General features: G+C 56.4%; 10 protein-coding genes and 1 other RNA gene. All 11 read right to left on the reverse strand.

Annotated elements, in window-relative coordinates; genetic code table 11:
• Positions 1 to 168 precede the first annotated feature (168 nt).
• Positions 169 to 738, reverse strand: coding sequence for a hypothetical protein (locus Pan97_RS11720; protein WP_144972722.1), 570 nt, complete (start codon positions 736 to 738; stop codon positions 169 to 171).
• Positions 739 to 777: 39 nt separating this feature from the next.
• Complete coding sequence (gene rpoN, locus Pan97_RS11725; RefSeq protein WP_144972724.1) at positions 778 to 2256, reverse strand: RNA polymerase factor sigma-54; 1479 nt, start codon at positions 2254 to 2256, stop codon at positions 778 to 780.
• A gap of 113 nt (positions 2257 to 2369) precedes the next feature.
• Positions 2370 to 2969: a recombination mediator RecR gene (gene recR / locus Pan97_RS11730; RefSeq protein ID WP_144972726.1), complete on the reverse strand. Its 600-nt coding sequence runs from the start codon at positions 2967 to 2969 to the stop codon at positions 2370 to 2372.
• A 51-nt stretch (positions 2970 to 3020) separates the two neighbouring features.
• A complete protein-coding gene (locus Pan97_RS11735) occupies positions 3021 to 3368 on the reverse strand; it encodes a YbaB/EbfC family nucleoid-associated protein (RefSeq protein WP_196782367.1) in 348 nt (115 codons plus the stop codon).
• A 130-nt stretch (positions 3369 to 3498) separates the two neighbouring features.
• The gene (dnaX, locus tag Pan97_RS11740; protein ID WP_196782368.1) at positions 3499 to 5271 is read right to left on the reverse strand and encodes a DNA polymerase III subunit gamma/tau; all 1773 of its coding nucleotides are present in this window, start codon (positions 5269 to 5271) and stop codon (positions 3499 to 3501) included.
• A gap of 418 nt (positions 5272 to 5689) precedes the next feature.
• An RNA gene (ffs, locus tag Pan97_RS11745) (signal recognition particle sRNA small type) lies at positions 5690 to 5785 on the reverse strand.
• A 420-nt stretch (positions 5786 to 6205) separates the two neighbouring features.
• Positions 6206 to 6643 (reverse strand): hypothetical protein, encoded by a 438-nt coding sequence (locus Pan97_RS11750; RefSeq protein ID WP_144972730.1) that lies wholly within the window; start codon positions 6641 to 6643, stop codon positions 6206 to 6208.
• A gap of 268 nt (positions 6644 to 6911) precedes the next feature.
• A complete protein-coding gene (locus tag Pan97_RS11755; protein WP_144972732.1) occupies positions 6912 to 8348 on the reverse strand; it encodes a serine/threonine protein kinase in 1437 nt (478 codons plus the stop codon).
• Positions 8349 to 8504: 156 nt separating this feature from the next.
• Positions 8505 to 9233 (reverse strand): RNA polymerase sigma factor, encoded by a 729-nt coding sequence (locus Pan97_RS26815; protein ID WP_144972734.1) that lies wholly within the window; start codon positions 9231 to 9233, stop codon positions 8505 to 8507.
• Between the two features lie 602 nt (positions 9234 to 9835).
• Positions 9836 to 11113 (reverse strand): MFS transporter, encoded by a 1278-nt coding sequence (locus tag Pan97_RS11765; RefSeq protein ID WP_144972736.1) that lies wholly within the window; start codon positions 11111 to 11113, stop codon positions 9836 to 9838.
• A 65-nt stretch (positions 11114 to 11178) separates the two neighbouring features.
• Positions 11179 to 12330, reverse strand: coding sequence for an LLM class flavin-dependent oxidoreductase (locus Pan97_RS11770; RefSeq protein WP_144972738.1), 1152 nt, complete (start codon positions 12328 to 12330; stop codon positions 11179 to 11181).
• Positions 12331 to 12354: the final 24 nt, after the last annotated feature.

The raw sequence follows: 12354 nt of genomic DNA on the forward strand, positions 1-12354 counted from the left end.
CCCAAGGGGGCGGCGTAAGAAACTGCGCAAGATTCGTTCCGAGCTTATCGCGAACGTCGGCCGCGCATGCGCTTTCAGGCCGGCGGGGATAACCCCTCACCCTGGCCCTCTCCCCTCGGGGGAGAGGGGGCGGAAGCGTGCGCGCTGATCGCATTATGCGTTAGTGCTTTATGCGTTTGGGCGAACGGTGAGGTAGCTGCCTAGGTTTTCGATGAACTCTTTCTCGTGGTGAAAGACTCGATCCATGAAGAAACGTTTTAGTCGCGTTTCTTCCCCCACGATTCGCCAGGTTCGGTTTTTGTTTTCGATGGTCAAACGGTCGTGTGGCCCCTGGAAGATGGCCGTGCGAACGAGGATGCTGGTCGCTGGATCGTCCGCGCTGGCGGGGACTCGTTGTTGTTTGATTTCGATCAAAGAGAAATTTCGCTGAGCTGTTTGGTTCGCGACCTGAGAGATCCAGAACTTCTCAGGCGAATCGATCAGAAACGAACTGCCCAGGTCGCGCAGCCGATCCCGGTTTGCGTCATACTCGCCGGCCATGATCGCGTCGCGCGGGTCGAGGTTGGCCAACTCGATCATGGATGAGAGCTTGTCGAGCGATCCTTGCGCAGCGAAGACAATGCAGCGGGCAACGCGGCCGGTGTGCCGTGACTGCTTGAGCATATTTAAAACGTGAGCCTGATCTTCGGGGGTGAACTCCGATTGAATTCGTTCCGAAATATCAGGCTCCAGTGACATGCGAGACGATCCTCACATTTCCCGCGAAGTGGTAACGTCTTACTTCTTCGACCAGTCGCGTCGTTGGCGCGAGCTGGGGATGCCCATTTTCTTGCGGTACTTGGTCACCGTACGGCGGGCAACGTTGAGGCCGTCGTCTTTGAGCTTTTTGACCAGGTCGTCGTCCGACAGCGGTTTGGCTTTGTCTTCGTTGTCAATGACTTCCTGCAGCCGCAGACGAATTTGATCCCAGGTCACTTCCTCGCCAGCTTCGTTCACCGTACCACCGGCGAAGAACGCTTTGAGTGGGAAGATGCCTCGCGGGGTTTGGATGTACTTGTCGTCGACGGCCCGGCTGACGGTCGTCACGTGCACGCCGACCTGGTCGGCGATCTGTTGCATCTTCAGCGGCGTGATATGTTCCGGGCCGTTGTCGATGAAGTCCTTTTGATAATCGACGATTGCCTGGGCGACACGGCTGAGGGTATTCTGGCGCTGGATGATGGCGTCGATCAGCCACTGGGCGGCGTTCAGCTTTCGCTTGATGAACTCTTTCTCTTCCCGCGTGGCGGTCGGGCTGGAAAGACGTTCGCGATAGTAGTTGCTGATCCGCAGCTGAGGGATGTCGCGATCTTCGGCCTGCACGACGTAGCGGCCATCCTCGTCGATGTCGAGGATCAGGTCGGGAATGACGTTCGCGACGTGCGAGTCGTTGTAGATCGAGCCTGGTTTGGGGTCCAAGCGGCGCAGTTCGCTCCAGGCGGCCTGAATGCGTTCGATCGAGAAGCCGGTCGCCTTTTGGATTTGAGGAAGACGATTGTCGCGGAGGTCTTCCAGGTGGTTCATGATCAGCGTGCGAAGTTCGTCGTAGAACATCCGCGACGGATCGATTTGCAGCAGCAAACACTCACGCAGATCGCGCGCCCCGACGCCAGCTGGATCGAGCGACTGAACGACGTGCAGAGCTTCCTGAGCGGTGTCCTTCAGTTCGTCGTCGGCATCGGCCGGCAGCAGGTCTTCCAGGTTGGTGGTGAGGTAGCCGTTGCTGTCGAGGGCCGAAATGATTCGCTCGGCCCATTCGCGAACCAGCGGTTCGATGGTCAGTTCGTAGAGTTGATGATCGAGATGGTCTTGCAGCGTTTCAGGACGCGATTGAACGTTGGCCAGAGCGTCCATGCGGCGCTCGGCGTCTTCTTCCATCTGGCCGGAAGAACGTTGCGGGCGCTCGTCGAAGGTATCGGGATACTGCTGGTCCATTTCCAACAGGCGTTCGAAGTCGTCGGCGTTGTCCTTGCCATCTTCGACAACGAATTCTTCTTCGGAATCGCTACGCGAATCGTATTCGTCTTGGGAGGAGTCTTCCGAGTCGCTTGCTTCTTGCTCTTGAACTTCGAGCATTGGATTTTCGTTCATTTCCTGCTCGATCTTCTCTTGCAGGGCGAGAACGGGCAGTTGCAGAATTTCCATGGATTGAATCATCCGTGGGGCCAGAACTTGCTTCTGGACCATCTTCTGCTCGAGACCGAAGGACATTCTCATGGGAATGATTCCGTAGCTGTTGGGAAGTGGTTGCTGGAAGAGAAGACTGCGGTCGTCAGCTTTCAGCGAAGTTGGGTGGGTTCGATTGTTGAGCGAACTCACCCGAGTTGTGGTTAAAGCGATTGCCGGCCTGTCATGGCGTCGGCAAGCACTTCCTTGTTGGCGAACTCGAGAACGCTACCGGCGGTAACGCCTCTAGCCAAACGAGTTAACTTGACCGGGAATTCGGCCAGCAGGCTGGAAATGTGCAGCGCCGTGCCGTCTCCTTCGGTGGTAGGATTGGTGGCCATGATCACTTCGCGAATGTCTCCTTGGGAGACGCGCGAGACCAAGGCATCAATCGTTAATTGGTCCGGGCCGATGCCTTCCAGCGGAGCGATCCGCCCCAAGAGGACATGGTAGAGGCCTGGGAACACGCCGGACTGCTCGAGCGCGATCAAGTCGCGTGGTTGTTCAACCACGCACAGGATCGAAGCGTCGCGCTGAGGATCTTTGCAGATGCTGCACAGGTCCCCTTCCGACAGGTTGAAGCATCGGCTGCAGTAGCGGACGTTTTCTTTCACGTCGCGGATCGCGTCTGCCAGGCCGAGGGCTTCTTCTTTGTTCACGCGAAGGAGGTGATAGGCAACGCGCTCGGCACTTTTCCGGCCGATGCCAGGCAGCTTGGAAAGCTGGTCGATCAATCGAACCACCGATTCAGTCAGCTGCGCCATTCACCCCGCTCCTTCTTGTTTGTTGTTGTGTTCGCTTTCCGAAAGCAAACCTTATTGACCGAACTGGGCCAGGGCCTGGTCCAGGCCAGGTACGTTCAGTCCACTGGTAACTGATTGCATCATCTCTTGGTGCAGCTCTTTGCCTTTGGCCTGGGCGTCGTTGACGGCCTGAGGAATGAGTTCCTCAATCAGGTCCTTATCGCCATCGGCGATCAGTTTCGGGTCGATGGTAATGCTGACCAATTGGCCGTGTCCCGTGCAGATCGCTTCGACCAGGCCGGCACCGGCGGTGCCCTTCACACGCTTGTTGCGAAGTTCTTCCTGCATGGCTTTCATATCCTGACCCACTTGCTGGGCCTGCTGCATCATGCTGGCGATATTGCCAAGGTTCTTGAACACGGATGTCCTCCTTCTCAGTGAAACACTTTTGTGCATGCCCACGGCATGACTACCGCGCAAAGTTTAGCTCAGCCATCGGCCGAAACTTCACGTACGTGCGAAAAGCGTGCCAAGTTCTGCAGAAATTTGATCAGGCTTCCGAATCGCGGACCCCGGTCACTTCCGCATCGAACAGATCCATCGCCTTTTGGACGAACGGTTCCTGCTCGGCCAGTAGTCGAGCTTTCAGACGACCCTCTTGAGCCGATCGCTCGGGAGACATATGCGGTTCGGCTTTTCGACCGGCATTGGGGTCTTCCAATACCCGAAAATCGATCGCGTAACTGTCTCCGCACATCTCACGGAAGGCCTTTTCCAGCACTTCCTGGCTTCTGGGCCGTTGTAAAGCTTCGACAGCCGAATTATACGTCGAGAAAAAATCAACGACTAGCCGATTTGGCCCAGAAATTGCTACTGCGTGCCCCTGACGCGCGTAATCACCGATAAGGCCGGGCAAATCTTCCACAATCTTTTTCCAGATCGAGAAGGCATTTTTCTCGGTAATCACCAGTTTGGGGGCCTCTGGGGGGGCCTTATCAACCTGCGGAGCCGGCCCCGCTGGTGGCTCGACGGCCACGGCCGGTGCCGCTGGTTCCGCCACGCGCATCGGGATCGTATCGGGTACCGGCGGCGGTTCTACGGGGCGTTCAATCGTTTTTTTTTGCGGCGCCGCCGGTCGGACGGTAGCTGGGGCCGACTTCGCAGGGAGGCCACCTTCTTTCAGCGTCGCGATCAAAGAACCGAGGCTTTCCAGATCGTCCAGTTGGCAAATGCGAATCACGGCCGCTTCGGCCAGAACCTGACCGTACGTGCTACGGTGCAGGCGAACCAAGGTCTCGTCCAGGCATTGAACCGCGGCCAATAGCTTCGCGACGCCAGCCTGCGTGGCCAGGGCTTTCGCCTCATCGACTGCCCCAGGTGAGATCGATTGCAACAGATCCGCCGAACCGCCAGAGCCGAGCACCATCAGGTCGCGGAATAGTCGCAGCAGCTGCTCGAGCAGTTGGCCTGGGTCGACCCCTTCGGTAAAGACCGCGTGCACCGTTTGTAGTGCGCCGGCCGCGTCGGACGAAAGGACCTGTCCAGCCAGGTCGACGATCTGCTGATTGTCGGCGGTGCCCAACAGGCGATGGACCGATTCGACGGTAATCTCTGAATCGCCGAACGCCAGGATCTGTTCCAGCAGCGACTGGCTATCGCGCATCGAGCCGTTCGCCCGGCGGGCAATCAGCTTGAGCGCTTCGTCATCGGCCGGTACCTGTTCGGTATCCACAATGTGCCGCAGCCGCCCGACGATGTCTTCCGGCAGAATGCCGCCGAAATCGAACCGTTGGCAGCGCGACAGAACGGTGATCGGAATCCGCTCGGGGTCGGTTGTGCAGAAGATGAACTTGGCGTGGTCTGGCGGTTCTTCCAAGGTTTTCAGCAGCGCGTTGAACGCTTCCTTGGTGAACATGTGCACTTCGTCGATGATGTAAATCTTGAAGCGGGCACGGCTTGGGCGGACGTTGATGTTGGCCCGCAGCTGGCGGATTTCCTCGATGCCGCGGTTCGATGCACCGTCGATTTCGAGCACGTCGACGTCTTCGCCGGCGGTCACGCTCTCGCAGATCTCGCACTGGTTGCATGGCGTGGCGGTCGGGCCCTTCACGCAGTTAAGCGCCTTGGCGAAGATTCGCGCCGACGACGTCTTGCCAACCCCGCGAGCCCCGGTGAACAGGTAGGCGTGCCCTACCCTGTTTCGCGAAATGGCATTGCCTAGCGCCGTGGCAACACGCTGCTGGCCGACCAATTCGCCGAACGACTGGGGCCGGTAACGCCTGGCAACGACCAGGTAGTCGGGAGAACTATTTTGCTCAGCCACGATCCCTCTCAACCGGCTAAGGACTTTACGCGAGACGCCGAGCCGAAGACCTCGGTCTCGTCAGATCAACGATCGCCCGAACTCTAGGGCAACGATGCAGTTTGACGCACAACTGGCGGCAAATCAACCGTCCCAACGGCACGGCATAGGTGGGGAAATCATCTGTTGCTGTGTGCCACTGGCCTCTGGGTGAGTGCGAAACAAGTACCATTTGCTACGCTATTCAGTTGCAAAGACACTGGCAGGATGCCAGTGGCACACAGAAATGAGCAACAAAAAAGACTGCCCTGGAGGAACCCCCGCACAAAGGTTGCAAAGTTTTGGCTGCTCCAGTTAAGGCCTGACCAGATAACCAAACTTCCCATCGCGGGGATTGCTCGAAAGCAGTCTTTTGAGTTATTCGTTCTTTCCCCAACTATCTTGGAGTGACCCTCGCACAAGAGTCCTCCAGGTGTGGCTGCTCCAGTTAAGGCCTGACCAGGTTGCTAGATTTCCCCTTGCGAGGGTCGCTCTAAGACAGTCAGGGAAAACGAGTTATGCTACCGGGTAGGTGTTCTCTTGTCAAAGGGGGTGTTGGGTGTGGCTCGATAAGGTTGCAGGCGGAATTTTTGGAGGGGACAGTTATTCAACACATCATGGATCGAATCCCTAGTCAGCCTGTCTGATCCAAACAAATCTATCGATCATCTTTCCAAAGCGGCGAGCACAAGGGAATGCCTCCAGCGAACCTGTTACAGAGAGATTTAGCGGTGAATAGGAGCTTGAGCAACAGGCCCAGGCAGCCGCCGTCAGGCGTACCGGTGTTCAAGCCGTGGAAGCTTGCTCAACCGGCAAGCTGGTTGCCATACAAGCCGCCTGAACCAGCGAAGATGATGAGGCGGAAGCCTGACCAAGCAAGCTCACACGGAGGCATTGGAAAATCACTTGGAAATCGTCAAGTGAAGTATTCCACGTTGTCGTCGGGATTAGCGACACTGATACGGAAGCCGTCTGCGAGACTATATCTGCTTAGTGCCTGCTGAACCGACGCCGATGCCATTGCCGATGCACAGCATTGAAATAGCAATTGCGCATCTTGGATTTCGTCGTAGATGGCCTTCATTTCTGTCAAGATGGAATTCACATCCCAGTCGTCAAGATTCGCTCCAAAGTCATAGTGCTTCCATGCTGCCATTTCGGTTAGATCATCTAGCAACGGGTCCGTTGCAACCTCTGATTCCGTAAGTATTGCCAGTGCAAGAAATCCGTTCCACGGATGAAAATCCAACGCCACAATCTTGATCGATTCGCCCGGCACCGAATGATACGCATTCAGTGTCTTCGCAATAATCGAAGTCAGTTCGTCAGTAATTGACTCAAGCGTAGAACTCATCTTGAAGGTCTCCAATCCGGATCGTTTGACTGCAAGGAAAAAGAGCTGGGGCAATGAAATCGGAAGGGCTATTTCGCTTCACTGTCCCAGTTTTTTGGCGTCCATTTCGGCGAAATTCTTTGAAGACCTTGGCCGGCCGGCACTGGCGAATGATTGGCCCTTAGTGTGCCACTGGCCGGAGGCCATTGGCACACGGAAGGCTTCCGTTCGCTTGTGCCATCCAGCCCGATGGTAGCACGCCGGTCTCGACATTGGAGACGGTACTTTGTCATGACGATTTAGACTCGACTTCGATTCGGCAGCGAATCGACGAGAACCCGGCGTCGAGCCAGACAATGACTTCGTCACCAAGTCCCTCGCCGGCCTTGATCGGGAATCGGAACTCCATCTTCGATCCGAAGCCGCCAATGCGGACAAGACCATCGTCCAAATAGAGTCTCTCGGCAAACATGCGGCTATTATCCAGACGAATCGTGTGCCCCTTGTAGGTCGCTTCATAAACCTGGTGACGTTTGATTCGAATCGAATAGCCAATCATCGCAATGGAAGCTACTAGTCCGACGTGCCCCGCCCAAAGTGACACGTTCCAGTAGAGCAAGAAGGTTGCCAAGGGGAGAACGCTAAAGCCAAGGATTGTTGTCACGCTATGCAGACGGCGATAGTACGACTCGGTCACGTCAAGCAGCTTGTGCAAACGCATCGGCGTTGAGTCTTTATTATCCTCGCTGGGGACGGCTTGAGGCGAGTCCCTCAGGCTCTCGATCGCCGTCTTGATCTCGCTGGCTTGTTGATATCGCCGTTCCGGTTCCGATTCAAGCGTCCGCAGCACGACTTCATCCAGACGTACATCTACCGCAACTTTTTTCGACGGCGGCTGGAACCAGCCTGTCGGCGCTTCGCCGGTGAGCAATTCGTAAAATACCACGCCCAACGAGTAAATGTCGGCTCGATGGTCGACCGACTTGCTCTTAGCCATTTGCTCTGGGGCCATGTATTTGAACGTGCCCATGACTTGTTGCGTCTTGGTGAAGTCGATCTCACTTGCGGTCGACGCATCATGATTCATGATCTTTGCCAAGCCGAAGTCAGCAATTTTTACCTGGCCGTCACGATCGACGAGAATATTTTCTGGCTTGATGTCACGATGAACGACTCCTCGGCTATGTGCGAACTGCAAGGCATCGCAAATGACGGGAATCATCTGAAGTGCATCGTCCGGGGAAATCGATCTTGAGGCGATCATGTCCCGCAAGGTGACCCCGTCGACGTATTCCATGACGAGGTAACAAACCTTTTCGACCTGGCCGAAGTCGAACACGGAGACGATGTTGGGATGGTGCAGCTTGGCTAAGGTTTGTGCTTCGCGCTGAAACCTCTCTTCAAGCCGACTAGCTAACTGAATCACAGGCGGAAGGATTTTGACGGCCACCTTCCGATCGAGGACGATTTGGCGACCAAGATAGACGGCTCCCATCCCGCCATGTCCGATCAACTTGATGATTTCGATACCAGGCAGCAGTTGATTCAGTTCTTCGGCACTGGGTGGGGTGAAGTGAGAAGACGAGGCCGATTCCGTCGTCGTTTTCTCGAATTCTACCTGGGGCTGTGCTTGGGCTTCGCGAGCGAGACATTGAGGACAGAATGAAAATTGGGCCCCAGTTGAAAGAGGCGTGCCACAAGTTTGGCAGATGGCGGTCGAGGTCATCGGTTGATTTCCGTGATGTTTGGTAGGTGTTCCCCTATTAGATACCGGGTTTTATCCGAGTTGTGACCAAGATTCTGCCTGGAAATGAAAGAGCTGCATTAATCAAGATGAAAACAGCCCCATCCCCCTTTAGTGCCAGCCCCGATGGATCGACATTTATCGAGCAAATCGGCCAATAATCCAGCAAATCTCCTCTTCAATGTCGTCCGTTTCTGAGAGTGTGCTCGAGATTTCCTCACGTAGCAGTTGGCCGTAGCGTTGGCGAAAACGGGACGCAGCTTTCCTCGCCGCAGCCGCGTCGATTTCCAGGGCATTCGAGATCGCAGCGTAATCCAGAGGACACGATTGAAGAATCGGCATGAGGAGTTCGAATCGCTGCAACTGCTGCTTCTGGGCGTATTCATCTCTCAACCGATCGATCGCCGTTTCTAGCAGGGTGATTGCCCACGCGCGATCGAACTCTTCTTCCGGGCTAGAAGTGGTAGTTCGGTTTCGGCAATACAAGTCTTCGGCAACAAGCATGTCGATTGGCAACGCCCGTTGCCCTCCACCCTGACGCTGTGAACTCGCGGCCGCAAAGTGGCTGGCCATAAAATTCCGCACTGATGCTAAAACGTACGAACGAAATCGACCCTTGTCCGGGTCGGCCGCCCGAAACATCCGCCTGGCAAGGACTTTCTCAAAAAAAGCCTGCGTCAAATCTTCGGCTTGGTAAGGATCTGAACAACGACGCCGAATGAACGCATACACCGGGTACCAGTATTTTTCACAGATCACACCGATTGCAATAGAGAAATCGTCTTGGCTCAGCATGCCGATATCGCTCCAATTCGTCGTTGGAAACGACGAACGGTTGTGCAGCGAATCTTTACTTTTTTTTGGCATGGTAGGGCCGGCCAGGACAGGTTGAAGAATGAGCGGACTCTCGGATCCTGGGAGCGATTATAGCTAAAGGTGTCTTTGGGTTCATCCAATGTTGATAGGGCAGATGCCGTTCTTCTTTGGTTATGAGCCTCAAGTTCCTGGCATTTCGTTCAGGCCATAAGCTACCATAGTGGCAGGTCACGGTCGAAGCTTGATCCCGCGTGATTTGCTCCCTTGGTATTCCAGCGACAAATGATCGGGGATAGAGCCCGCATTGCACTGGCCGGCGGCCAGTGGCACACGAGAAACGAATCTCGTCGGTGCCACCTTACCGGCATTTGGGTTAGCCTTCGTTTTGCCTACGCTGCTATACTTGCGCTATGAACCCATGGCTTCGCTTCGAACGGATTGTTCCCCTGCTTCTCATCATTCTGTTTCTCTGTCCGTTTCTGTTCGGCTGGATCACGCCGACCGAATACTTCACGACGTTGCGACAGTTTATTTACGAGCGTATTCTCTTGTGACGACGGCATGAGTTTTCTGTGACGTTTCGGCACTTGCCGATAGCGATCGCGTCGGCCAAGTGACCGCGGCGCTGCGTGCCGGTTGAATGGGGCTTTGGGCTAATCTGTCGGAAGGTCTTGGTCGTGGGTCTCTGGCAGGAACAGGAGGAAGCAGAGTCCCAGCAGGAAGAAGCAGCCTAGAAAGCTGACGGCGGTGCGGAGATCGAATTCCGCTTTCAACCATGCACTGAGCCAAATCAGCACCGGCGCGGCGAGTAGTCTTCCGACGTTGAAGCAGAACCCGGAACCGGTTGCGCGAAGATGCGTTGGGAACAACGTGGGGAAGTAGACGGCGTAGCCTGCGTGAATGCCTTGGGCGAAGAAGGCGAACAGTGGGAGCAGGAACAGCAACAGCCCGTAGCTTCCCACGTAGGACGGCGCCCAGCAGACTATGGGAGTCAGCACGAACGCGGCGAGGTGCATCAGCGTGAATGTCTTGCGGCATCCGAGCCGCGCGCTCAATGGACCGAAGGCCAGCATGCCGAGGCCTGCTCCGGCGGTTTGAATGAAGCCGAAGGCAATCTTCGATTTGCTTGACCAGTTCTCATCGCCGGCACGCTTGAGGAAGTCGGCCGCGATGTCTTGACCCGCCACGACGACGCCCCAAAACGTGGCCAGGCCGACCATCGCCAGCAGTGCCCCCATGACCGCATGAAACCGCCAGCGAGGCGTACCCAGCAGTTCGAGAAAGCTGCCCATGCGTTTCGCTTTGGTTTCGCGGGCCGCTTGCCACGATTCGGGTTCCTTGATGCACATGCGAACCCACAGCACCAGCAGCGCCGGCAGCACGCCGATCAGGTAGGCGTAGCGCCACTCGCTTCCGACCAGCAAGCCGGCTGCCGCCGCCAGCCAGAGGCCTCCGACGCTGGTTGCATGAAAGATACCTCCGGCGCGCTCGCGTGCTTCCTTGGGGAATACTTCCGCGACCAGGGCGGCGCCAACGGCCCATTCTCCGCCGACTCCCATCGCCACCAGAAAACGGAGCGCGCCCACCTGCCAGATCTCGCCGGCGAAGGCCGTCAACCCGGAGAACACGGAATAGAACAAGATGGTCAGGGCCATGACGGGGTTTCTTCCCCAGCGATCGGCCAACGAGCTGAAGAGCAGCCCGCCGAAGGTTCCGCCGACCAGAAAGATTCCCAGGAATCGTTCCCCCCAGATGCGTACCAGCGGATCTTCAAGATCGGTACCCAGCACATCGGGAAGCATGTCGCCTCGGGTCAGGTTATAAATCTGCCCTTCGAATGCATCGAACATCCAGCCGAGCGATGCCACCACAAGGACCAGCCACTGGTAACGCGTGACATTGGAATACCAGGCGGTTTGTTTTTCTGACATGGTTGGTGATTTCTACGGGCAGGTTTGATGAGAGGTGATCGATGGGCTACGGCTTGTCGCTGCTTTCAAACGCGTATGCCGGTCGTCAGCGGTGTGACTGGATCTGGCACCAGGCGGTTTTGAACTCGATTCAAATAGCAGGTCGGAAGTTTGGGCAGGACGTACTTGGCGAACAGTTGGCATTCATCCAGGTGCGGGTAGCCACTGAGGATGAAAGCACGGATTCCCATATCCATGTAACGATTCAGCTTGGCAAGGACTTGGTCCGGGTCACCGACGATCGCGCTTCCACAACCGCTGCGAGCCAGCCCGATTCCGCCCCAGAGATGGTCTTCCAGGTACAGGCTGTCACTCTTGGCTCGCAGCTCGTCCTGTCGCAATACGCCGACGCTTTGGGCATCCATCGAGCGATGCTTGATTTCGTTTCCCTTTTCCAGATCGAGTTTGCTGATCAGGCGCTCGGCGGCGGCCCGTGCTTCGGCTTCCGTCTCGCGAACGATGACATGGGCACGGAAGCCAAAGTCGATGGTGCGTTGATAGTCGGCTGCCTTTTGGCTCATCGTTTCGATCGTTTCGGCAAGTCCTGCTTCGGTATCAGGCCACATCAGGAAGACGTCGCAGTGCTTGGCGCACAGGTCCTGAGCCGGCGGCGAGAAACCGCCGAAGTACATCAGCGGCCCGCCATTTTGTTGATAGGGTTGAGCGCTGTCCGTATCAGGCAGGTCGATCTGGTAGTACTCCCCTTCCCACTTGAACGGTCCCTTGGTGCTCCAGAGCCCCTGCAGGATCTGAATGATTTCGCTTGAGCGACCGTAGCGGACTTTACCGTCTTCCTTCTGCCCCGGCATGTCGGATGAAATGATGTTGATGCAAAGTCTTCCTTGGGCGATGTGGTCAACCGTTGCCAGCGCGCGGGCCAGCATTGGCGGCCAGACTTCCCCCATGCGCAGCGCGACCAGTTGATTGATCTGCTTCGTCTGCGGAGCCATGGCGGACGCGAACGCGAGGGCATCCTGCCCGACGATCCAGCCGGAGGGGAGCAAGATGTTCTGATATCCGAGCGCGTCGGCTTGTCGGACGATCTCGCCGCAGTGCTGGTACGAGGAACGAAGCTTGCCGTCGGGAACACCAAGGTACTCGTAATCGTCGCCGCAGAGAGCGGAAAACCACGCGACTTCGCATTGACGTTGCTGGGTACGAATGGTGGGATGGCTCATCTTGTTTTCCAAGGTTATGAGGCT

Source organism: Bremerella volcania (genome assembly GCF_007748115.1).
Lineage (GTDB): Bacteria > Planctomycetota > Planctomycetia > Pirellulales > Pirellulaceae > Bremerella > Bremerella volcania.

Bases quoted from the DNA above. Each gene is read 5' to 3' on its own strand.
- Pan97_RS11755 (WP_144972732.1), bottom strand. From the start codon at position 8,348: ATGACCTCGACCGCCATCTGCCAAACTTGTGGCACGCCTCTTTCAACT.
- recR (WP_144972726.1), bottom strand. From the start codon at position 2,969: ATGGCGCAGCTGACTGAATCGGTGGTTCGATTGATCGACCAGCTTTCC.
- Pan97_RS11765 (WP_144972736.1), bottom strand. From the start codon at position 11,113: ATGTCAGAAAAACAAACCGCCTGGTATTCCAATGTCACGCGTTACCAG.
- Pan97_RS26815 (WP_144972734.1), bottom strand. From the start codon at position 9,233: ATGCCAAAAAAAAGTAAAGATTCGCTGCACAACCGTTCGTCGTTTCCA.
- rpoN (WP_144972724.1), bottom strand. From the start codon at position 2,256: ATGAGAATGTCCTTCGGTCTCGAGCAGAAGATGGTCCAGAAGCAAGTT.
- Pan97_RS11720 (WP_144972722.1), bottom strand. From the start codon at position 738: ATGTCACTGGAGCCTGATATTTCGGAACGAATTCAATCGGAGTTCACC.
- Pan97_RS11770 (WP_144972738.1), bottom strand. From the start codon at position 12,330: ATGAGCCATCCCACCATTCGTACCCAGCAACGTCAATGCGAAGTCGCG.
- Pan97_RS11750 (WP_144972730.1), bottom strand. From the start codon at position 6,643: ATGAGTTCTACGCTTGAGTCAATTACTGACGAACTGACTTCGATTATT.